The organism is Psychromonas sp. MB-3u-54 (assembly GCF_002836415.1).
Lineage (GTDB): Bacteria > Pseudomonadota > Gammaproteobacteria > Enterobacterales > Psychromonadaceae > Psychromonas.
Window position 1 is genome coordinate 24,023 of record NZ_PJBP01000122.1, and the last position, 20,922, is coordinate 44,944.

The window sequence follows — 20,922 nt, forward strand, 5'->3', positions numbered from 1 at the left end:
TTTTTAACGCACCAGTCCGGACAGCACATCCATGTGCAGAGCCGAACTTAATGAAATCAACAAGGGCACGCAGAGCTTAGCCCGCTCATAATCCTGAACTGGCGTTCAATTCGCTCCATGATTTCTGTTGCTAAAGCGTTTGTTCATTGCAAGAAAAATGGAAGGGGAATCTCGTAGCCGTGTTGGTGTGATTATATGCTCGTTCCCACGCTCTGCTGGTAATGTAAATACCGTACTGGTTATTTGTAAGCCTTTACAGTTCGAGGGAGTGATGCTCTTCAATAGCAAAAGAAAACAGGACCCGCAGAGCTTCATTAACCTAAACTGACGTAAATGACTTCTGGCGTCCTGCCCTCCGCCTTTCAGGTCGTTGTCGTAAATTCTAACGTTCAAATTTGTTCCTGAAAAATTTGTCGCTCAATGTTTCCTTTGCTAAAGGAATTGATTGATCAAGAAAAATGGTCGGAAATTGCCTAGCCGCATTGGTTTAGTGCTTTAGAAACGAAAAGCTTTGGCTGTCCTATCTTTTTATAAGTTCACATCATTAACATGGGTGTCTTGTTAAATTATGAATTGATTGAAAAATAAAAATGGTTGTCTCATCTTTATTGTCGTTGCAACCGATCCTATAAAGCCTGAACTCAAGCGTTGGCCATCAATCAGGCTGGTTTGGTTAAAATTGGGCTATCGTTGACTTCAGTCTTGAGTAGGCGGGCATAAACGCCATTCATCGCCAGCAAATTCTGGTGATTGCCTTGCTCGACAATCTTGCCATGGCTGAGCACTAATATTTGATCCGAGTGACGAATAGTACTCAGACGGTGAGCAATCGCAATCACGGTCTTTTCCTCAAATAAGCGGCCGATGGCTTTTTGGATCAAATTTTCGGTAATGGAATCCACCGAACTGGTCGCCTCATCCAACATCATCACCTGTCCGCCCTGAGCCACGACCCGAGCAAAGGAGATCAGCTGAGCTTGGCCTGCCGACAAATTACTGCCGCTTTTTTTCAGCTCAAACTGGTACTGACCCGGCAGCCCCAAAATAAAGTCGTGAGCATAAACGTATTTCGCGGCATCAATCACAGCGTTGTCACTGATGTCGCTGGCACCAAGGGAAATATTAAATTGGATATTCTTCTCGAATAAAAACACGTCCTGCTGCATCAGAGAAAACAAATGCAGCATTGAGTCTTTAGGAATACTCGACAGTTCAATGCCGTTGAGCAGAATACTGCCTTGATATTCCATGTAGTTTTTACTCATGATGCGAATGATGGTCGACTTGCCCGAGCCGGTTGTGCCCACTAAGGCCAACTGCTCGCCCTTGTTGAGTTTAAAGGAGATGTCATCCAACACGTAAGGGCCTTTGCCGCCGTAACGGAAACGTACATTTTTGAATTCCAGAGACTCGAAATTAGCCAGTTTTTCCTGCAGCGTGTTCGCCGGCAAAAGCGTTAATCCTTGTTCTTCGAGGGCTTCCTCAAAAAGTTCTTCTATGTGCTCAAAGGCCGCAAAAGAACGCTGGATGGCGGCTATCTGCGAGGTGAAATCGCGCAGTGGTACAAACACTTTTTCCAGGGTATTGATGAAGGCTATCAATACCCCAAGGCTGATAACACCTTCGAGAACCTTACCGGAGCCATACCAAATAATCAGTCCGATGGTGATGCTGGTGATGCCGGTTATAATAGAAAACAAGGTAGCATCGTATTTATTGGTTTTTAACTGCGCGCGCAGGAAATCGTCGGTGTAACCCTGATACTTAGATTCTACCTCTTCTTCAGCACCATACAATTGAACCGTTTTCACCCCCAGCAGACACTCCTGCAGAAAGCCCGTCCCTTTGGCCAAAGACGAACGTGTAATGCTGTACATTTCGCGCAGGCGATTGCGCACATACTGGGTCAGCAGCAATATCGGCGGAAACACCAGCAACACCAGCAAGGCCAATTGCCAGTTGATGAAAAACATAAAGATCAGCACCGCCAAGGTGTTGATTGAGTCTTTCACCAAATTGAGTACACCCAGCACGAAGGATTCTCCGATCGCCTCAAGATCGCTGGTTAAGCGTGACAAAGTGACACCCGTGGGGGTTTTATCAAAATAGGTTCTGGGCAGTTTCAAAATGCGACCAAATAAGGCCATCCGCATATCGAAAACCGCCTTCTGCCCGGTCATGCGCAAGCAGTAGGTGTAGATGCCATCGGCAATGTAATTGACAATCAATACGACCACCATGGCGGCAATCAGGAACATCAGCCCGGCGTATTTGCCCGGGGTAAGGTGCTCATCAATCACTTGAATAACCAGCCAGGGAAACAATACATTGGCGGCCACGGATAGCGGCATCATCAGCAAACCAATGGTAGTGGTTTTTTTGTAGCGCGAAGCGTAATGATAGAAATGCTTAAGGTAGTTAAGATCCAAAGATTTAATCATGCGCTGGCCTCCGTCTCATGTTGTTGTAATTGCCAGGTATTTCGGTAATAACTGGACGATTCAAGTAGTTCGGCGTGGGTGCCACGGGCGATGATTTCCCCCTGTTCCAACACCAGAATCTTATCCATGTACTCCAGCGCGCTGACGCGGTGAGAAACCACCAACAAACTCTGCCCGGCAATGCGATTGAATACCCCTTTTAGAATAGTGCGCTCGGTTTCGTAATCCACGGCCGATAACACATTGTCCATAATGATCAGATCGCTGGGTGTCAGCAGGGCTCGGGCGATGCTCAGACGCTGCTTTTGTCCACCCGAGAGCATAATGCCTTTTTCACCCACCAGGGTTTGGTCGCCGGCGGCAAAACGTCGTACATCTTCGTTTAACTGGCTGAGTTCGAGCACCTGCTGCACGTCGAGCTGATCAGCGGCTTGGCCTTGTTGTTTACCGCCAAATTTAACATTCTCAGAAATTGTATCGGAAAACAGAAAAGGCTCCTGGGTAATCGTTCTTACGTAACTGCGCCAATCCTGACGCGACACTTGAGTAATATCTTTACCACCCCAAAAAACCTGCCCGGCTTGAAGGGATAAGTGATGATTTAAACAATTCACCAGGGTACTTTTACCCGCGCCAATGCTACCCAAAACACCGACTTTCTCACCCGGCTCAATGGAAAAATTGAGGCCCTTTAGCACGACCTCCGAGTGTTCATCTGTGGCGCTTGGGTAGTGGTAACTGAGGTTTTGCACTAGGAGTGTTGATCCGCGCAGGGCGGATTTTTGATGGTCGTCCATTTTCAACAGATCAGTGCTTGGCACCTCGTTATTGAGAATATTCTGCACACTATCAATACTGATCATGCCCATTTGATAAACCGTGACAATTCGGCCGAGGTGCATCAGCGGGATCGCCAAGAGGACGGAGTAGGATAAAAAGGCCGTAATTTCGCCAATTGACAGTTTTTCCTGCAAAAGATAATAACCGCCAAGCCCTAAAATAAGCACTTTCATGAAATGGTTGGCGTAATCCAGAATAGGCATAAAGATGGTTTGGATTTTAGCTATTTTCATGGTGCAATCAAGGAGACGGAGATTGACTTCATTGAGTTCGCTGGTCACCCACTTACCCATCTGCTGATTTTTAATCAAGTCTATTCCGCCCAGGTAGTTCATTAACTGCTCGGACAAATTCTGTAAACGGGTCAATCGCTCGGCCTGTAAAGCGCGCAATTTTCTAAAACCCATGCGGAAAATAATCGAGGCAATAATGATCGGAACCACGGAGTACAAGGTTAATTCCGGAGAGATTTTCCACATCCAAATCGGCGTAAGGGACAGTGCAAACAAAATATTAAACAGCTGTAAAAAACCAATACCATAAAACAGGCGAATACCGCTAAGGTCATTATTGATAATAGATATCAGTTTGCCCGATGCAAATTGGGCGTGAAAGGTTGAAGGTAGACGGTTCAAATGCTGAAAAATATCATTTTTCAGGGTTGCTTCCGTAATTCGGCCCGGGTTTAAGGCATATACCCGTGACAGAATACGGATAACCACCATCACCACCGACAACGCAATCACCCACTGCACATTGTCAACCAGCCCCTGTTTCGAGGCAAGTGTTGACTCGTTGAGTAAATCAACGGCAAGCTTTATATAGCGCGGAATTTCCACCTGCAGGTAATTAACGAGAAAAATACAGACAATTGCAAACACATAAGAAAATTTGTTTAACAGGAAATAGTGCAGTATAAATTTAGATTTAGTCATTGCTCGCGGGACCTTCATTACAAATCGATGGATGCTGCGCAAGGCAGGCGTCAATAATCAGCTGCCTTGGGTCACCTTGTTCACTCAATTTCTCAAGCAACCATGCAGGCAGGCGAATAGGTTGCGTTTTTACACCGGGCTTGCGGCCGCAACCGCTGCGTTTCCCGCCGTGATCACAGCAAGCTTGATTGGACTTGTGGGGCATTTTGACTCGCTTCAATAAGGGATATAAGTAGAAAATGTTGATAAGTGTACGCTTATCAAGTGGTTTTTACTAGGATCAATGGGTAATGAAGGTTCGGCAAGGGGCAGTTGGTTTAACTTTCATTGTTGGTATTCCGCCTTTGACGGCGTGTAGATGATGAGAAAAGACTGGACAGCCAATTTTTTTAAGAACACTTTGCCCCAGTGTCAGAATGGTTGCAATGATGACTTAATTAAATTAGATGATCACTTTTAGTAATCCAAAAATGCTGATGCCTAGGCCAACTACTGCTAATGTATTTTTTATTTTCAAACTCAATACAACAGTTACTAATCCTGCAATTAAAAATGGACTTGTAATAAAGTCATCATTAGTAGTTTGATGTCCTAGAAACACAATTGGCACCCACATTGCGGTTAAAATAGAAGGTGCGGTATAACTAAGTAACCTTTTAACTTTTGTACCCAATTCAAAAGGTACGGTTTTAGAGAAAAAAAAGTAACGACATGAGAATGTAATACAAGTCATTCCAACTAAAGCTACCCAGAAATTATTCATCAATACACTCCTTATCATTAGTTAGATAACCACAAAGCATCCCTATAAAAGTTGCCGCAATCAGTGCGTACTCTTTCAGAAATATTGAAAGTACAATTGCACTCAAACCGCTACTGATCACAGAGATCAAAGTTGATTTATTTTTAATTGCAGGAAAAACTATCGCAATGAAGGTTGCAGCGATAGCAAACTCAAGACCGAGATGTTCTATGTTAGGGATGTGTTGGCCGGCAATAATTCCAACAAAGGTTGAAATATTCCAAATTAAATAAAATACAACCCCCGAACTTATGGCATAAATAGGACTAAAAATTTTATGTTTTTCCATGTAAGCACACGTTACTGCAAACATTTCATCTGTTAAAAAAAAGGCAATGCTACAACGAAGACCTAAAGAGCTTTTTCTTACATGTTCACGAAACACTGCTGAGTAGAGTAGATGGCGAGAGCTAATAACAAATGTAGAAGAAAAGATAGAGGACAAAGAGCCTACTGCACCTATAATAGTGAGTGCCGCTAATTGAGCTGCCCCTGCAAAAACTAACAGTGACATTAATTGAGCTTGTAACGGTGATAGTCCAACATTTATGGCTAATGAGCCACATAGAACTCCCCAAGGCACAGTTGCTAATGCTAGGGGAAAAATATCAATTGTTGCCTGATTAATTGTTTTTAAATCGCTTATGAAAATTTTCCTAGCGATTACGATATGACTTGTTGACATTAAAGAACTCCTTCAAGTTTTTGAAAGAGATTAATATTTAAGTGATATTAGTTCTTGTACAAAACTGCTTGTTTTTGAAACTGACTTGGCGTGGTGCCTAGTGCTTTTTTAAAGTGTCGATTGAAATGGCTTTGATCATGAAAACCGCAATCTGTAGCAACCATCGCTGGTTTTAATCCAGCTTTAAGTAACGTTTTTGCTTTTTTTAATCTTGATTGGATTTGATAGCTATGTGGAGCAAGCTCGAATATCTTTTTAAATTGCCTTATAAAATGAAATTGACTTAAACCTGCAATGTTTGCTAATTGCTTCAATGATATATCTTCAGCGGGATAACAATCTAAATATTCTTTTACTCGAATGAGCCTTTCTTTACTACCTGATATATCTTGGGGGGTATTGCGAAGTGAGGAATGTCTTAATGTTAGTCTAAACATTATACTATACAGTACAGTTTCTGTAAGTAACTTAGAAGCCCCGTTATCTACTTGAGTAAATAACAACCTTAATTGTTCAGTTAGTCGTTGATCGTTTATAACTGACGAACAGAAGTATGGTGCAAACTCTTTTCCATCATGGAGATCACTACAAACATTTTCAAAGTGTTCTGGTAAAGGATACATCGCTCGATATTTCCAACCGTCAGGAGAAGCAGATTCTCCTGTGTGTACATCGTCAGCATTAACTAAAATAATAGAGTTTGTATCCGCAGTATGAATTTTACCACTGCGATAAAAACGCTGAGCGCCTTTTTCAATGACGCCAATAGTGTAACCTTCATGGACATGTTTAGAGAATTCTTGATTTTTATAATCAGCGTTAACAATTTCAATACCGTCATATGCATTTGCAATAGTGAAGTTGGCCTTATCCTTAGTATTTTCATTCATATCTAATACAAACTCCATTTTTTTAATTGTACGATATTGCTATTATTTTGAATATAAATTTATTTTTTTATAATCTAATTTAGACTTGTGGTTGAATTGAATACCTTTTATCAGTGTGCTTATAAATCAAAAACTAATACAATTGACAAGCCCTTTTCCACAAAAAGTAAAAAGAAAAAGATGGGACATCCAAATTTTTTTATAAACGATACTGATGCCCGCTTTAAAGTTTAATATGAGAATAAATAACTGATGTTACGCCGTCCCCAGATAGAATAGGGCTTACAGCAATGTCTAAAAAAGTAAATAAGAAGACTCACGGGAGCGTCCATATATGTCTCGGTAACGTATTTATAAGAGATATAAGTAGAGTAAGTTGATAACTGTATGCTTATCAAGTGGTTTTTACTAGCCTCGATTGGTATAAGGTTCCGTAAGGGTTAGTGGCAATAGGAAAATTTTTGCTTGTTCCATTTTTTTATTTTTGAGTGTCCTCACTTTGGTTCTTTGATAGAGATCTCAACAAATGAAAATAGGTTTATTTACCAGATATAAAGTGTCGGTTTACAATCAAGAATTGGATCTATCTGACTGTTCTATAAACTGGTTATGATATGGTTTTTATCAATAAATTAAATTTAAAATGCGTGTTAGTGAGAATACAGACTAATACACTGTTATAAGCTACTCAAGTTTTGCGGTTAATCTGGAAGTATTGTGGAAATAATCAGAAGTAAAGAATTCACAGCAACCCGTGCTTGGGGTGCAAAAGATATCTCTAATATGAATGGGGTCACAACTCGCTTACATTGGACAGATCAACCATACAAATGGCACATTAACGATGGCGAAGAAGTTTTTGCTGTTGTAGATGGTGTAGTAGAAATGCTCTATAAAGAGAATGGAATCGAACAATCTACCCTATTAAATACGGGTGATATCTTTTATGCTTCCGTTGGTACTGAACATGTCGCTCACCCGATAGGTGAAGCTAGAATCTTAGTCATCGAATCAGAAGGTAGCGTATAAAAAGCTAATTAATAAGGGAAAAAACAGTTGGCTGTTTTCGTCCCTCAATATTTTAGCCAACAATTTTTTGCCCGTTATTAGGGCGTTTATATTTTTTAAGGATAAAAAACAGCATGAAGCATACTTTATTTGCATTTGTCTTACGTAATCTAATCCAATTAACGATGACCATTATTTTTGTTGTTGTTCTGGCTATCTTGCCTGTTTTTTTTATCGCTTCTTTAAATCCTGACTGGTATATGAGTTTAACTGATACAGGGAAAAGATTGTTTTTTTTCCCGCTAATGATTATTGCCGTTATTGTCTCAAGACAAGTGAATAAGAGATTATGCATAACTAAAAAAGTGAACAAGTTTATCGGTGTTACAGAGTCATAGTACTTATTGTGCTGTTGAGTACTTTGTTCCACATAATATATGGCAAGCCATTAAATTTTATCCCTAGATGCCACAAACAAGCCCGCTTTTTTATGCTTTTCTGCCTAATTAAATTGCGGGATATCCACTGATTGGATTATTAATAATCAACTTATTAGCTTAACAAAGGTTTGGGTATCGAGCTTTCTAGCTTCGAGTTTCGAGCTTTCTAGCTTTCTAGCTTTCTAGCTTTCTAGTTTTCCAGTTTTCTAGTTTTCCAGCTTTCCAGCTTTCTAGCTTTCTAGCTTTCGAGCTTTCGAGCTTTCTAGCTTTCTAGCTTTCTAGTTTTCGAGTTTTCGAGTTTTCGAGTTTTCGAGCTTTCGAGCTTTCCAGTGATAATAATGTGATGGGTCAAGGATCATGTGAGATGATAGTTTAAACTTACTTCATTTCAAAACAGGATGTTTTATGCCGATTTATCAAGATCAGATCCTTGCTCCCTTACCCACTCATGCACAATTTTTGACTTTTGAACGCAAGCTAGGCGGCACAGCCAAACCTTCACTGCTGGCACTGCAGTCAATTTTTGATAACGACTCTATGTTAGTGGGGCTTGGCGTCAGTCTTATGAAAACATTTAATTGCGTGATCGAAGGGCTAAAACCCATGCCGTCTCTGCAATCTGGGGCTATTACCATTCCCACTTCTCATGGTGCGTTATGGGTTCGTGTCAGCGGAAGCGATCCGGGTGAAACTATGTTTAGCGCGGAGTCAGTTATTCAAGCCGTTGCTGATGGTTTTGTATTGACCGAACAAGTTCCGGCTTTTACGCATCGTCAAAACCGAGATTTAAGCGGCTATGAGGATGGCACCGAAAATCCGCAGGATGACGATGCGATTAAAACGGCCATTATTAAAAGCGATAAAAGGGGCATCAATGGCTCATCATTTGTGGCCGTGCAATCTTGGATCCATGATATTAAGCACCTCAAAAGTCTGCCGCAAACACATCAGGATCACATTATTGGCCGCCGTTTAAGTGATAATGAGGAGTTAGACGACGCGCCTGTCTCTGCGCATGTCAAACGTACTGCGCAGGAAAGCTTTACACCGGAAGCCTTTATGTGGCGTCGTTCATTGCCTTGGGCGAAAAATGGGCGTTGTGGATTGCAGTTTGTTTGTTTTGCAACTAGCTATTACCCTTATGAGGTACAGCTTAAACGCATGATTGGAATGGAAGACGGTATTACCGATGGTCTATTTGAATTTAGCCGTCCAGTCACCGGAGCTTATTTCTGGTGCCCGCCTGTTGATGCTTCCGGCTTAGATTTAAGCGCTCTTATTTAAAAGGGCATAAGCACGGTTAGCTTGCATTCATCTTCTGTGCTTATACTTGATTTCGCCGTTTTTAATTTTAAAGATGGTACAAAACTTTCCGGCTTTTCATATCAATAAGATATTTTTATTGGTTCAAAAAGTGGATGAAAAGGCTCAGTTCCTGCAACAGGTGCATACTTTGTCGTTTTAAATCCCGCCTCAGGTTGGCAAAAGCAACAGGCCGAGCCTAAAGGCTCAATTCCGAGAGCCGGTGCACACTTTATCATTTGGAACCCGGGCAATATTTTGTGAAAAATATCCTATCAAAAGTGATCATATCAAAGGCATTAATCAAGTGATCAGATTTATTCTTCAAATCATAATTACTGCGTTATGAGTGAAAAGCTTTGGCTGTTCGATCTTTTTACAGAGGTAATAATTATACTGATAGGGGACTGCTTAATGATTAAACTGTCCCCTGATAAGTGGAAATTATTCTGGTAAAATAACAGCATCTATTACATGGATAACACCATTGCTTGCTTCAACATCTGCTATCACTACGGTCGCATCGTCTATCATCACTTTACCGTCCATGATGTCCACCATAACATCTTGTCCCTGAACCGTTGTTGCGCTGTCGAGTTCCATGACATCTGCGGCCATCACTTTGCCGGCAACCACATGATAGGTGAGTATCGAAACCAACTGTTCTTTGTTTTCAGGCAGTAGTAACATGTCTAACGTGCCTTCAGGTAATTTAGCAAATGCCTCGTCAGTTGGTGCAAACACAGTAAAGGGTCCTTCACTTTTTAAAGTATCCACCAGTTCAGCTGCTTTTAATGCTGCAACCAGAGTCGTAAACGAACCGTTTTCAACCGCCACATCAACAATATCTTTTTTCATGCCATGACTGTCGGCTTGTGCCAAAGGCATGAAAATTAAACTGCTCATTAGTAACGCACCAATAGTCAATATTTTGTTTAACATAATACTTTCCTTTTAAGTGAACGTTCAAATCATCGAATGATGATTTGCGCTACATAATACGTTCACTTTTAAATAATAGATCATTAATTTATACTTATAATGTCAATTAAAGTTAATTTTAGGTTTGCTGTTATACCAAAAGCATTACATTTATGATCACTTTATTAATGCGTTTGGTATTACCGCAAACAGCGGTAATCGGTTCTCGGAGCGCACCCTAAGGGCGATTAATGAATGTAGCCGAAAGTGGAATGTTTTTATTTGTGAGCAGAATAGCACTGCACTGCACTGTTATGTGCAACTACACTTGTAGATTAAATCTAAGCTTGATTGTTGTTTTTTAGGAATTTCAGAAAGAAATAAGGAGTACTAAAATGTCATTATCTGATGGGTATGGGGTTGCGATAGGAACTTTTGTTAGCTTTACAAGAGATAATCCTGATTCTTATGGTAACTACTATCACGGTATATTAAAAATTAAGACACTTGATGGTGAATATACTTGTGCAATTGATGTAGACACCCCCAATACATCCGTTGGCGTGGAGTATAAAATAATTTCGCTGATTCCCTCAGATTTGCATGTCATTTCACCGCTCAGCAACGGTTACCATGAATTATTTTCTAATGCGACTTCAGGCGCAATTGATTACATTCGAAGTGCGTACCTTGTTCCAAAACTACCCGATAGCCTTAGAAAATGGATGCGCTATTTTTTTATGGGGCATTTAATCAGTCTCATTGAGCATCTTATGTTGAGGCGGGGATACGGCTGGAAGAGTAATACGGGTGATAAGACGCTAAATGAATTAGAAAGTATTCTAAATACCGGCAATGTAACAAAAATATATGTGTTTGGAGAGCCTTTTAGCAGCGGTGATTTAGGCGTCCATAATATCCATCAAAACCAAGGGGATCCTAGTGGAACAAGTTGGTGGTCTGAAAACGGTATTTGGCAAGATGGCGCGACAATCATTGAAAAATCCGACGGTACTATAACTGCTTTTATCAATAAATTTACTAGCCAAAGCTATATAACCGATGGCAGTGGGCATCCTGTTTAGAAAATAGGCTGTATTTAACAATAGACGCGAAAAACCAATATGTTGTAAAAGTTGCAGAGTAAATAAATTCATTTTTACTTTCCGAGTGCTGTTTAAAAGAGGATCTAATAGGTGGCACCATTTGTCGGTGCAGAGCTTAGTAGCCTGAACCGCCGTTTAATTCTTCCTATGATTTCCTTTGCTAAAGTCATTTTCCTGGCAAGAAAAACGTCCGGAAATTACCTGGCCGCATGGTTTGGTGCTTTAGAAACGAAAAGCATTGCTTGTCCCTTCAGAAACCTAATGTCCCATTTTTTTCAACACCTAATACCAAATCCATTAATTTTCTACTCATTTATGCTGGTTAAAACACATGCTAGCTAGACATAAAACGATGTTTTAGTCTTTGTGATTAATTTGATTCATAACATCCTGTTATTCCCCACTTCGTGGCCAGCTAAAGCTGTTCAAAATCGTTCCAGACGATTTTGTATAATTAGAACAACTAGTTACTGCAATTAATGCCTTGCTTTCATGGGTTTTTCCGGCGCCTAAATAGATCACCTAATTAGTGGAATTGGTATAACTCGAATGGCTCATTTATTTTCATATGATGATTTAAAAGAATATAAGATATGGATGTCCAGCCTTTTTGCAGCCTTTTTGTTTGATGACGAAAAGTAACCGGATGTTTTTACAAAACATTGCCCCGCCTGAAGGCGCTGTTCCAAATAAGATAATGTACACCGACTTTCGGAACTGGGCCTTCAGGCTCGGCGTTGTTGATTTGTAAAAATTGTGGGATATTCAGTTATTGAATTGTTAAAAATCAACTTATTAGCCTAATAAAAGTTTGGGTGTCCAGCCTTTTTAATACTTCTGGTCTGTCCATAATTTTTTTAAACGGCACAAAGCAAATTGCGGATGAGTTCCTGAATTTATTTCTGCGCAGTTGGTCATATTCAGAGCTCCTTTTATATGAAATGATGTCACAAATTTCACTAATGTGGCAATAATAATTCTAGTGGTTTATGTAAAATCAAGATATAAATAAGAAAAGATATTTATATCTGAAATACTTGTTTATAGGTCAGTTGCGTGTGGGTCCTCATCGCCGCATCTATTGCCGCAGGAATCCCGAACAGCTTACAAGCCCTTGACCGCTTTCACTGCTTAATGCAACTATGTTGTATTCAATGCTTTTTATAATATTGTATTCATATTTTTTTGGAATGAAGTCAAATGATGAAGGTTCGACATACACTAACCGGTCTCACTGGTAAAATTACATCGCGTTTTTTAATGTTCGCGGCACTGTCGATTTTAATTATTGCCGGTATTGGCTATATCAAGATCTATCAAGTTACCGCAAACAACTCGGAAATCCGAATCGGACGTGCCGCACATACCGCAGCAGTCATCTTCTCCGAACATTTTTCGGCGGAATTTTATCCGGTATTCGATGACCAGAGCAATGTGAAAGCAATCTAGCTGAAAGGCGATACCGCTGCAACATCCCTGTCTTTCCGCGACGAGTATGATGTCGTCCTAAAGAATATAGGAGCGACTAATCACGGTGCGGCCAATCTTTTTAAACTCAATACTCAAACCAAAGCGTTTGATCGTTTTGCCACGACCTTCCGGAAACCTGATGGGTCCATGCCACCACCAATGTCTATCGGTGTGAGTCACCCGGCCTATGAGAAAATTATCAATGGTCAGACCCATCGCGGGCAAGTGCCGGTGATGGGGCGTTTAAGATTAGCAGAGCTGATGCCGATTATGGACTTGGACAACTCGGTTCAAGGCGTGCTTGCCGTTGATGTGGGCTGGGTTGATGATTTGATCATCGCGCGGGATGAGTTGCGCAACCAAAGTATACTGGTTGCTTGCATAATCCTTATTGTAGAAGCCCTTCTCGGCGCCGCTTATATCAGTTACGCACTTAGGCCAATTCGGGTTTTGGCAAAATATGCTGAGGATATGGGCTCTGAAAAAAACTTGGGAAGTGTACCCTTTATCGGCCAAAGTGATGAAGTCGGGACGCTATCAGAGGGTCTTAATCATGTGGTTGACCTGCAGGTTAAACTCGCTCATCTGGCCTATACAGACGATCTCACGGGTCTTGGTAATCGCAGCCGTTACTTTGCTGATCTTCAGGTGGCTTTGAGGAATAGCCAATCGGCTATTGAATCTTGGGCATTGTTACACCTCAATATCGACAAATTTGGCCACATCAATGATGCCTATGGCCAGGAAATGGGCGATCAGATTCTCAAAAGGATTGGGGCTAGAATTAAGCAGGTTGCAGGAAATCAAGCAAAGGTAGCGCGTCCCAGTGCAGCCAATTTTATTATCATTATCGATAATCGTTTGGCAACTGACGAAATTACAGTGCTCGCCCAAAACCTCATTGAGAGCATGCGCAAAGGGTTTCATACTCCAGTTGGCGAAATTTCCATCACTGGCTCGATGGGTGTAATCGATGTGCTCAAAGGTTTTGATGATCCTGAAGTGGTGCATCTCAATGCGAGTTTAGCGCTTCGCAAAGCCCAGAGAGCAGGGGGCGATCAATATGCAATTTTCTCTTCGGAATTGAACGACGAGTACCAAGAACGGGTGACATTGATAAAAATGCTCGAGATGGCGATCGAAAACAGGGAACTCGAGATCCATTTCCAACCACAGGTTATTCTGTCATCTAATAAATTATCTGGGTTAGAAGCCCTCGCTCGCTGGAAGCACCCAATATTGGGTCAGATTCCACCCGCTAAATTTATTCCTATCGCTGAAGACGGCGGGCAGATTGTCAAGCTTGGAACCCTGATCATTGATATGGCGTGCCAGCAAGCGGCGCAGTGGCGTAAGGAAAAGTTCGACTTTAAACATATTGCAGTCAATGTCTCACCCATCCAGTTATGGCAGGACAATTTTATCGACGTTTTGAGTGCCTCATTAAAAAGATACAAGCTGCCGGCTAATTGTATCTGCATCGAAATTACAGAAAGTGTGTTTATTGACCATACCAAACACAAAACGCTACGGGTTCTGGAGCTTATTCGCTCACTTGGTGTCATGCTATCACTCGATGATTTCGGCTCGGGCTATTCATCACTAAGCTATCTCAACAACATGCCCTTCGATCAGGTAAAAATTGACCGTAGCTTCGTCACCAATATTGATACGGATGACCGCAAGAAGAAGGTCATGCGGGGCATTCTTTCACTCACAACTGAGCTCGACTTTAAAATTATTATTGAAGGAACAGAAACTATTGAGGAAATCATGATGGTTCAAGAAATGGGATGTGACGTGGTTCAGGGCTATTATCATGCCAAGCCTGTACCTGCTGATCTCATTCGTGGGGTGGTGGACAAGATTTCCAAGTCAGTGTTAGCAATTAACGCTAAGCTGTAGTGTCATGAGGATCAGGTCTGAACTCAGTTTTTTGGGGCTTTAAACAATAGAATAAATTTTAGCGTTTTTGCCAATCAACCTAAAAAATGAACTTAATGACCCGATTTATTCCGACTATTAATAAGCTTTACCCTTGTGGCTGTTGGTTTAATTTTATTTGTTGGAGTTTCGCCGTTCGAGGGCGTCATGCTCTTTCAACAGCAATAAGGTAAAAAGCGTTTTGTTCGTAACACTATGCTGGTCTATTACTTACATTGCCATATACATTGCCGTATACAGGCACAGCAGAGCCTGTCCCGGCCTGTCCCGCTGATAAACCTGCACTGCTGTAAATGACTTCAGCGTCCTGCCCTACGCCTTTCAGGTCGTTGTCGTAAATTCCAACGTTCAAATTTGTTCCTGAAAAATTTGTCGCTCCATTTTCCACTTGCTAAATGAATTGATTTTTCAAGCAAAATGGTCGGAAATTGCCTAGCCGAATTGGTTTGCTGTTTTAGATACGAAAAGCATCGGCTGTCCCATCTTTTGTCCCTTCAGAAACGTAATTTCCCATTTTTTCAAGGCCGAATCCGAATGGCATATTTAATTTAATGTGATGATTTAAAAATATAAGGTATGGATATCCAGTCTTTTTGCAGCCTTTTTGTTTGATGACGAAAAGTAACCGGATGTTTTTACAAAACATTGCCCCGCCTGAAGGCGCTGTTCCAAATAATAAAATGTGCACCGGCTCTCGGAACTGGGCCTTCAGGCTCGGCGGTTGTTGATTTTTAAAAATTGTGGTGTAAAAATTGTGGAACATCCACTTATGCATTGTTAAAAATCAACTTATTAGCCTAACAAAGGTTTGGGTGTCCAGCCTTTTGCCTATCCGCGTTGGTTTGGTGCTTTAGAAACGAAAAGCTTTGGCTATCCCATCTTTTGATAAGCCATAAATATATTGTTATTCATAGTCAGGTTTATTGGTTACTCTTAAGCACTGAACAATTGAATGATCATCAACAAGATAAAGGATATCGAATATGTTGTTATCAGAAGTATTAAATACATCGAAGTATAATCTTGAAAACAATGCGTTAGTTGAATCTTGTAAAGCAACGCTTGAGCAGGAAGGGGCCATTGTCTTACCTGATTTTTTAACTGAACAGGCGATTCGAGCCATTGTTGATCAAGGTAAAGAAAAACAAAGCTTAGCTTGGTATACATCGAACACGCATAATGTGTATTTAACTGATATCGATCCTGATTATGCTTTAGACCATGTTAAAAACAAACAAATTAACTCTTCTAAAGGGTGTATTACGGATGATCAAATTGCACAAAATTCGCCATTAAGAGTCATTTATGACGCCGCTTTATTTAGAACATTCTTAACCCAAGTTTTGGGCATAAAAGCACTGCATGAATATGCTGATCCTCTTTCTTCTATTAACCTGCATTATGCCAGTGCAGGTCAAGAATTAGGATGGCATTTCGATAATTCGTCGTTTGCCATCACTTTGTTAATTCAAAAACCAGAACAAGGCGGGTCTTTTGAATACCTCAATAACATGCGGAATGCCGACCTTGGCGAAATGAATTTTGAAGGTGTTGGTGAGGTGTTAGCAGGAAATAAAGAGATCAAAACTCTGACTATTGAACCTGGTTCATTAGTGTTATTTCGAGGCCGTAATGCGATTCATCGTGTGACACCGACCATTGGTGATACAACACGCATGCTGGTGGTATTAGCCTATAATTCAGAGCCTGATATTGCTTTATCTGAATCCGCTAGAATGACTTTTTTTGGTCGACTTGCTTAATAGCAATGCAGAAAAACTCAAGTTATTAGCCTCACAAAGCTTTGGCTGTCCAGCCTTTTCTTTCGGCGTTTTTCCCGAAAGTTGGCCTAGGTTACAATACTTGAAAATGGAATAACCATTCTTTTCATATTGCACTTTGTTCTGGCATCCGGGCAAAGCTCTGAATCTGCATTTTGAAGTAGCTTGGGTATAAGCAAAACGTCTTATTACATTGAAATGACTTTGATTTGCACAACTTTCATAATGTTCATTTCAAAGTCGGCGATGACTTCTATTGAAGGATAATAGGAGAGGTCGACCTGTTTGCCTTTAAGATTTCGACATTTATTTTTGCGGCCGTATTTAAACGGGAAATCGTAGCCATCCATCATCAGGGTATTGATTATACATTCACCGTTAAAGCGTTGGACATGAGAGGCGACTTGCATCAATTCACAATGAACTAGCGGATCGTGTTGCTGCAATCTAGTTTCAACGAGGGTATTCATTTACTTTTTGCTCCTTAATGTGATTAATTAACGAACAAGTATAGGCGCTTTTTTGAACATTTGTAATGTAATGCAGATTAAATTTAATACCAAGCTTGAGTGATTGTTTTTAATATCGGCAGTCTAGTCCTCTTTTATGGCCTTTTTTTGAACTGCTCTAAACGATAAGGTGTTTCATTTTTATGCCGGTCAGTGAGTTATGCCACTGTTTCTAAAAAGCTAAGTTAGTTTAATTAATACACCTTATTAGCATTGTGTTTCCCGTTCATAATCCTGAACTGACGTTCAATTAGACTAGACGTTTTTATCTTGATAAATAAATCCCTTTATTCTTTTTTAACAAAGAGGGCACCAGCTTGGACTGTGCAGAGCCAAGCCTAGTGGAAACGAAAAGGGCACGCAGAGCTTAGCACGCTCATAAGCCTGAACTGCTGTAAATGACTTCAGCGTCCTGCCCTAACCTTTCAGGTCGTTGTCGTAAATTCCAACGTTCAAATTTGTTCCTGAAAAATTTTTCGCTCCATGTTTCCACTTGCTAAAGGAATTGATTGTTCAAGAAAAACGGTCGGAAATTACCTAGCCGTATTGGTTGGTTTTTTTAGAAGCGAAAGCTTTGATTGTCCCATTTTTTGTCTCTTTCAATACTGAACTCGAATGGCTCATTTATTTTAATCTGATGATTTAAAAGAACATAAGGTATGGATGTCCAGTCTTTCTTTCAGTCTTTCTCTTTCCAGTCTTTATCTGTAAATTGGTCAGAAATTATGATTTTGGAGCCGATCTAGCGAATCTAATCTGGTTCCGCCCATTTTCTTTTGCCTGATAAAGTGCATCATCAATACGTTTTAAAAGCTTATCGGTACTTTCACCCGGTGCAATTTCTCCCACACCAAAACTTGCAGTAATAGTAGCGCCAGTTGGATTTTTCATTTCCATAAAATTCAGACGCAACTTTTCAGCAAGCTGAAAAGTATTTTCCAGCGATGTATTCGGGCAAATGATTAGAAATTCTTCTCCGCCCCAGCGCCCGGCATAATCAACACAACGGATCTTACTTTTAATTATATTTGCGATTTTACATAGCACTTCATCACCGGTTTGGTGACCAAAGAGATCATTAACATTCTTAAAATAATCTATATCCAGCATGATATATGCACTTATTTTTTGGTAACGTTGAAAAATTTCATATTGCTCTTTCAGAACCTCGTTAATACGCCTACGGTTAAGCAGCAGTGTAAGTGCATCGGTGGAGGCACGTTTTTCTAACTCAATTGACTGATTATACTCAAAGGTAAAATCATGTATCAAACCAGTGGTTATTAACGGTTGTCCAATCGCATTATAAAATGTCTTACAGTGATGATGCACAAAGATACGTTTCCCATCGAGTCTCACTATATAATGTTCAAAATCAAGACTTTTTCCATTTTGGATGACATCTTCAATTAATTCTTTTTTTATATCTTTATTTTCTGCCGATACAAAAGTGTCTAAAAAATCATGCCATGACAAACCACTCATATCCGTAGTTTTGCTATACAGTAACTGAGATAGTTCGGATGAAATTCTCAAGTCATAACTTAAATGATTAAGCTCCCAAGTGCCTACTTTTGCTAATCGCTGAATTTCTTGCAGCTTATACTGCTCAAACTCATAATGCTGAATTTTTTGCTTAAGATCATGATTTTCAATCTCCAGCATAAGTACATTCTCTTCGAGCTTATCGAACTCCTCTTGGGTAATTGATGTTTTATCTGTCGGTGTCATCTGTGTGAGCTACCGGAGAATAATATTTTCTCGGCTAAACGGGTGCCTTCAAGTCGAGCACTAATCTTTTGATAAACCAGTTCTCTGTTCGTGGAGGCATCATCGAGAAAGGGAGAAAATCCGCAATCGTCGGTTGTACCAAGTTGCTCTAGCGGAATAAACTCCGCAGCCTGGAGAATCAGTTCACAAACCTCTTCAGGCGTTTCCGGTGTTTTGTTATTTGGATCCGTCACACCAATAAACACGCGTTGAAATGGCCTTATAACATGACCAATTAAGCGTAAAGCTTTTCTAGGATTTTGCTCACTCCGCATGGCAACATAGAAATTGCCTGCGTTAATTTTAAATAATGTTGGCAACAGATGTTTATAGTCCACCTCTGCACTATGGGTACAATCAACATCTGCGCCTGGGCACGTATGGATACCAATCTTCTGGATCTCTTCATCGTTAAAATGCGCCAGACACTTATTAATTAATTCGACAAATGAATTCAACATGTCACCCGAGGGGTCATATTTTATTGACAGCCTCGCTTCAGTAAAATCAATCTGAACTTTATGTGCTCCAAGATCAAGACAGCGCCGGACTTCGGCGACATGCTGTTCGATCAAGTCGTTGATAAACTGTTCGTGATTGTAGCTTTCAATACCTTTGGCAGGATAAACAAGACTTAGCATTGAAGGGGATATCACCGCTTGCTTGACGGGCACATGCGCATGTTGCAGTGCAAATTTCAGGAATACATCCGCAGTCTGCTCGTATTTGAAAGGTGGAACTTTAAGGTGAGGAGCAAAAACCCGTTTATGTCCGTCAGAGAAACTCACTTCCAAGCCCTCTTTAGAATATGATTTTGAATTATGTAGGCAGTAATGGGCAAAACCGTCAAACTTTCTTTGTTCGCCATCACTTATCACAGGACAACCTAACGCTTCAAGCTCACGTACAACCTGAAGCGTTTCTTTCTCCGCCAATTCATTCAGGGTTAAAAAATCAAGTTCTCCTTTTTGGTATTTTTTATAAGCAGCAATCAATGTCTTACTACGAGGAATTGAACCTATGGGCTCGGTCGGTATGCTGCTTTTCATTGTTTATTCCCTATTAATGCGAAGAAAAAAAATAACGATGTGTTTAGCGCTTACGTTCATGATTCAAAATACTTCAAGATGGAGATCATTGTTTCTTGTGTAATTGGCTTGTCTAAGTGTTTTACTGCCATGACTTCAATTTCTGCTTTAAGGTGGTCGGGAAGTTGTAATGTCAACAAAACGAACTTACCAGGAGTATGCACTCTTTTTAATTCAATTATTAAATTTACTCCTGAAAGGATTGGCAAGTACTCATCTATAGTGAAAAAATTGATGGGATACTGCTCAGCTATCTCCATCGCTTGATAGCCATTTTCTGCTTCGAGCACTCGCCAGTCAGGCCGCATATCTTTTATATAGACACTTATAGCGTCTCTAGCGACTGGATCAGCATCAACAATTAAAAAATTTTTGCATTCACTCTCTGACATTTTATTCACCTTAATAATTACATTCAACCGCAAAATCATATGACACAAGCGAGTACCTGCATGGCAAAACTATGCCTATGGTATTAGAAAAGATCTGATTGATAAGTCACTACGATAGCCCTTTATAAGCGTTTGGTTCCTTGTCTGTATTTATTCAATGACACCCGGCGCGGCGTTGACGTTTTTTAAATTTTCTATTAACAAATTTTCTATTCTTGGTATAATAGACAACATTCGCATCAATTGAAACGGGTATAGTTCCTTTGAATAGACGCTTTTTCAATAAGTGTGCTATCCATAACAATTTAGGACATATCCAAAATTTTTATCGATCACCGATCATGACAATTCAATTCAGCTATGTGATCTACATGCATTTTTGTTGTGATGAGCAAACACTTTAACAAGGAAAATCATGGCGCGAATTAAACCGATTTAATTTAGCCACCCATCATTATTGGCGCCCGATTTAATTTAGCCACCCATCATTATTCACGATTTAATTTAGCTATTTAATTTAGCCACCCATCATTATTGGCGAATATTTAAGCACTAATCTATTATTTAGTTACCTTTGTTTACTTGCAGGTAATAAATG

At 40.3% G+C, this 20,922-nt stretch carries 21 protein-coding genes; 8 read left to right on the forward strand and 13 right to left on the reverse strand.

Going from position 1 to position 20,922, the window contains the following annotated elements:
- Window positions 1–659: 659 nt before the first annotated feature.
- The 6 genes from CXF72_RS08485 to CXF72_RS08510 all read right to left on the reverse strand — a co-directional run bounded on the left by CXF72_RS08485 (window position 660) and on the right by CXF72_RS08510 (window position 6,593).
- Complete coding sequence (locus CXF72_RS08485) at window positions 660–2,441, reverse strand: ABC transporter ATP-binding protein (RefSeq protein WP_101038541.1); 1,782 nt, start codon at window positions 2,439–2,441, stop codon at window positions 660–662.
- Window positions 2,438–4,216 (reverse strand): ABC transporter ATP-binding protein, encoded by a 1,779-nt coding sequence (locus CXF72_RS08490; RefSeq protein ID WP_101038542.1) that lies wholly within the window; start codon window positions 4,214–4,216, stop codon window positions 2,438–2,440. The genes CXF72_RS08485 and CXF72_RS08490 overlap by 4 nt, the downstream gene beginning before the upstream one ends.
- Window positions 4,209–4,421: a hypothetical protein gene (locus CXF72_RS08495; RefSeq protein ID WP_101038543.1), complete on the reverse strand. Its 213-nt coding sequence runs from the start codon at window positions 4,419–4,421 to the stop codon at window positions 4,209–4,211. Before CXF72_RS08495 ends, CXF72_RS08490 begins: the two co-directional genes overlap by 8 nt.
- A gap of 237 nt (window positions 4,422–4,658) precedes the next feature.
- Window positions 4,659–4,979: an AzlD domain-containing protein gene (locus tag CXF72_RS08500; protein ID WP_101038544.1), complete on the reverse strand. Its 321-nt coding sequence runs from the start codon at window positions 4,977–4,979 to the stop codon at window positions 4,659–4,661.
- A complete protein-coding gene (locus CXF72_RS08505; protein WP_101038545.1) occupies window positions 4,972–5,703 on the reverse strand; it encodes an AzlC family ABC transporter permease in 732 nt (243 codons plus the stop codon). Before CXF72_RS08505 ends, CXF72_RS08500 begins: the two co-directional genes overlap by 8 nt.
- Window positions 5,704–5,750: 47 nt before the next feature.
- Complete coding sequence (locus CXF72_RS08510) at window positions 5,751–6,593, reverse strand: AraC family transcriptional regulator (RefSeq protein WP_101038546.1); 843 nt, start codon at window positions 6,591–6,593, stop codon at window positions 5,751–5,753.
- 717 nt (window positions 6,594–7,310) lie between these two features.
- Between CXF72_RS08510 and CXF72_RS08515 the strand changes: the two genes are divergently transcribed.
- The 3 genes from CXF72_RS08515 (at window position 7,311) to CXF72_RS08525 (ending at window position 9,325) form a co-directional block, all read left to right on the forward strand.
- On the forward strand, window positions 7,311–7,622 hold the full coding sequence (locus CXF72_RS08515; RefSeq protein ID WP_101038547.1) for a cupin domain-containing protein: 312 nt from the start codon (window positions 7,311–7,313) through the stop codon (window positions 7,620–7,622).
- Between the two features lie 113 nt (window positions 7,623–7,735).
- Entirely contained in the window at window positions 7,736–7,999 is a 264-nt protein-coding gene (locus CXF72_RS08520) for a hypothetical protein (protein ID WP_101038548.1), read from the forward strand.
- A gap of 447 nt (window positions 8,000–8,446) precedes the next feature.
- Window positions 8,447–9,325 carry a Dyp-type peroxidase gene (locus CXF72_RS08525; protein ID WP_101038549.1) on the forward strand — a complete coding sequence of 293 codons (879 nt, stop codon included), beginning with the start codon at window positions 8,447–8,449 and terminating at the stop codon, window positions 9,323–9,325.
- Window positions 9,326–9,787: 462 nt separating this feature from the next.
- Here CXF72_RS08525 and CXF72_RS08530 read toward each other — a convergent pair whose 3' ends face one another.
- Entirely contained in the window at window positions 9,788–10,285 is a 498-nt protein-coding gene (locus CXF72_RS08530; protein WP_101038550.1) for a fasciclin domain-containing protein, read from the reverse strand.
- Window positions 10,286–10,659: 374 nt separating this feature from the next.
- On the opposite strand from CXF72_RS08530, the gene CXF72_RS08535 reads away from it, so the two are divergent.
- The 4 genes from CXF72_RS08535 to CXF72_RS08545 all read left to right on the forward strand — a co-directional run bounded on the left by CXF72_RS08535 (window position 10,660) and on the right by CXF72_RS08545 (window position 14,745).
- Window positions 10,660–11,349, forward strand: coding sequence for a DUF2278 family protein (locus CXF72_RS08535; RefSeq protein ID WP_101038551.1), 690 nt, complete (start codon window positions 10,660–10,662; stop codon window positions 11,347–11,349).
- A 111-nt stretch (window positions 11,350–11,460) separates the two neighbouring features.
- On the forward strand, window positions 11,461–11,712 hold the full coding sequence (locus CXF72_RS08540; RefSeq protein ID WP_101038552.1) for a hypothetical protein: 252 nt from the start codon (window positions 11,461–11,463) through the stop codon (window positions 11,710–11,712).
- 858 nt (window positions 11,713–12,570) lie between these two features.
- A complete protein-coding gene (locus CXF72_RS19555; RefSeq protein ID WP_198552536.1) occupies window positions 12,571–12,819 on the forward strand; it encodes a hypothetical protein in 249 nt (82 codons plus the stop codon).
- Between the two features lie 66 nt (window positions 12,820–12,885).
- On the forward strand, window positions 12,886–14,745 hold the full coding sequence (locus CXF72_RS08545) for a bifunctional diguanylate cyclase/phosphodiesterase (RefSeq protein WP_232784919.1): 1,860 nt from the start codon (window positions 12,886–12,888) through the stop codon (window positions 14,743–14,745).
- Between the two features lie 232 nt (window positions 14,746–14,977).
- On the opposite strand, the gene CXF72_RS19300 is transcribed toward CXF72_RS08545, so the two are convergent.
- Together CXF72_RS19300 and CXF72_RS08550 are read right to left on the reverse strand one after the other, a co-directional pair.
- Window positions 14,978–15,136, reverse strand: coding sequence for a hypothetical protein (locus tag CXF72_RS19300; protein ID WP_157823218.1), 159 nt, complete (start codon window positions 15,134–15,136; stop codon window positions 14,978–14,980).
- A 102-nt stretch (window positions 15,137–15,238) separates the two neighbouring features.
- A complete protein-coding gene (locus tag CXF72_RS08550) occupies window positions 15,239–15,547 on the reverse strand; it encodes a hypothetical protein (protein ID WP_101038553.1) in 309 nt (102 codons plus the stop codon).
- Window positions 15,548–15,767: 220 nt separating this feature from the next.
- On the opposite strand from CXF72_RS08550, the gene CXF72_RS08555 reads away from it, so the two are divergent.
- Complete coding sequence (locus CXF72_RS08555; protein WP_101038554.1) at window positions 15,768–16,547, forward strand: HalD/BesD family halogenase; 780 nt, start codon at window positions 15,768–15,770, stop codon at window positions 16,545–16,547.
- A 206-nt stretch (window positions 16,548–16,753) separates the two neighbouring features.
- Here CXF72_RS08555 and CXF72_RS08560 read toward each other — a convergent pair whose 3' ends face one another.
- The 4 genes from CXF72_RS08560 to CXF72_RS08575 all read right to left on the reverse strand — a co-directional run bounded on the left by CXF72_RS08560 (window position 16,754) and on the right by CXF72_RS08575 (window position 20,324).
- A complete protein-coding gene (locus CXF72_RS08560) occupies window positions 16,754–17,035 on the reverse strand; it encodes a hypothetical protein (protein ID WP_101038555.1) in 282 nt (93 codons plus the stop codon).
- A gap of 762 nt (window positions 17,036–17,797) precedes the next feature.
- The gene (locus CXF72_RS08565; protein WP_101038556.1) at window positions 17,798–18,805 is read right to left on the reverse strand and encodes a GGDEF domain-containing protein; all 1,008 of its coding nucleotides are present in this window, start codon (window positions 18,803–18,805) and stop codon (window positions 17,798–17,800) included.
- Window positions 18,802–19,893, reverse strand: coding sequence for a 5-methyltetrahydropteroyltriglutamate--homocysteine methyltransferase (locus CXF72_RS08570; RefSeq protein ID WP_101038557.1), 1,092 nt, complete (start codon window positions 19,891–19,893; stop codon window positions 18,802–18,804). The genes CXF72_RS08565 and CXF72_RS08570 overlap by 4 nt, the downstream gene beginning before the upstream one ends.
- A gap of 56 nt (window positions 19,894–19,949) precedes the next feature.
- The gene (locus CXF72_RS08575) at window positions 19,950–20,324 is read right to left on the reverse strand and encodes a response regulator (protein WP_157823219.1); all 375 of its coding nucleotides are present in this window, start codon (window positions 20,322–20,324) and stop codon (window positions 19,950–19,952) included.
- Between the last annotated feature and the right edge of the window lie 598 nt (window positions 20,325–20,922).

Coding starts and splice junctions, on each gene's coding strand:
- CXF72_RS08530 (WP_101038550.1), bottom strand. CDS start 10,285: ATGTTAAACAAAATATTGACTATTGGTGCGTTACTAATGAGCAGTTTA.
- CXF72_RS08555 (WP_101038554.1), top strand. CDS start 15,768: ATGTTGTTATCAGAAGTATTAAATACATCGAAGTATAATCTTGAAAAC.
- CXF72_RS08565 (WP_101038556.1), bottom strand. CDS start 18,805: ATGACACCGACAGATAAAACATCAATTACCCAAGAGGAGTTCGATAAG.
- CXF72_RS08575 (WP_157823219.1), bottom strand. CDS start 20,324: ATGTCAGAGAGTGAATGCAAAAATTTTTTAATTGTTGATGCTGATCCA.
- CXF72_RS08550 (WP_101038553.1), bottom strand. CDS start 15,547: ATGTTCCACAATTTTTACACCACAATTTTTAAAAATCAACAACCGCCG.
- CXF72_RS08490 (WP_101038542.1), bottom strand. CDS start 4,216: ATGACTAAATCTAAATTTATACTGCACTATTTCCTGTTAAACAAATTT.
- CXF72_RS08520 (WP_101038548.1), top strand. CDS start 7,736: ATGAAGCATACTTTATTTGCATTTGTCTTACGTAATCTAATCCAATTA.
- CXF72_RS08485 (WP_101038541.1), bottom strand. CDS start 2,441: ATGATTAAATCTTTGGATCTTAACTACCTTAAGCATTTCTATCATTAC.
- CXF72_RS08510 (WP_101038546.1), bottom strand. CDS start 6,593: ATGAATGAAAATACTAAGGATAAGGCCAACTTCACTATTGCAAATGCA.
- CXF72_RS08535 (WP_101038551.1), top strand. CDS start 10,660: ATGTCATTATCTGATGGGTATGGGGTTGCGATAGGAACTTTTGTTAGC.
- CXF72_RS08525 (WP_101038549.1), top strand. CDS start 8,447: ATGCCGATTTATCAAGATCAGATCCTTGCTCCCTTACCCACTCATGCA.
- CXF72_RS08570 (WP_101038557.1), bottom strand. CDS start 19,893: ATGAAAAGCAGCATACCGACCGAGCCCATAGGTTCAATTCCTCGTAGT.
- CXF72_RS08505 (WP_101038545.1), bottom strand. CDS start 5,703: ATGTCAACAAGTCATATCGTAATCGCTAGGAAAATTTTCATAAGCGAT.
- CXF72_RS19555 (WP_198552536.1), top strand. CDS start 12,571: ATGATGAAGGTTCGACATACACTAACCGGTCTCACTGGTAAAATTACA.
- CXF72_RS08500 (WP_101038544.1), bottom strand. CDS start 4,979: ATGAATAATTTCTGGGTAGCTTTAGTTGGAATGACTTGTATTACATTC.
- CXF72_RS08560 (WP_101038555.1), bottom strand. CDS start 17,035: ATGAATACCCTCGTTGAAACTAGATTGCAGCAACACGATCCGCTAGTT.
- CXF72_RS08495 (WP_101038543.1), bottom strand. CDS start 4,421: ATGCCCCACAAGTCCAATCAAGCTTGCTGTGATCACGGCGGGAAACGC.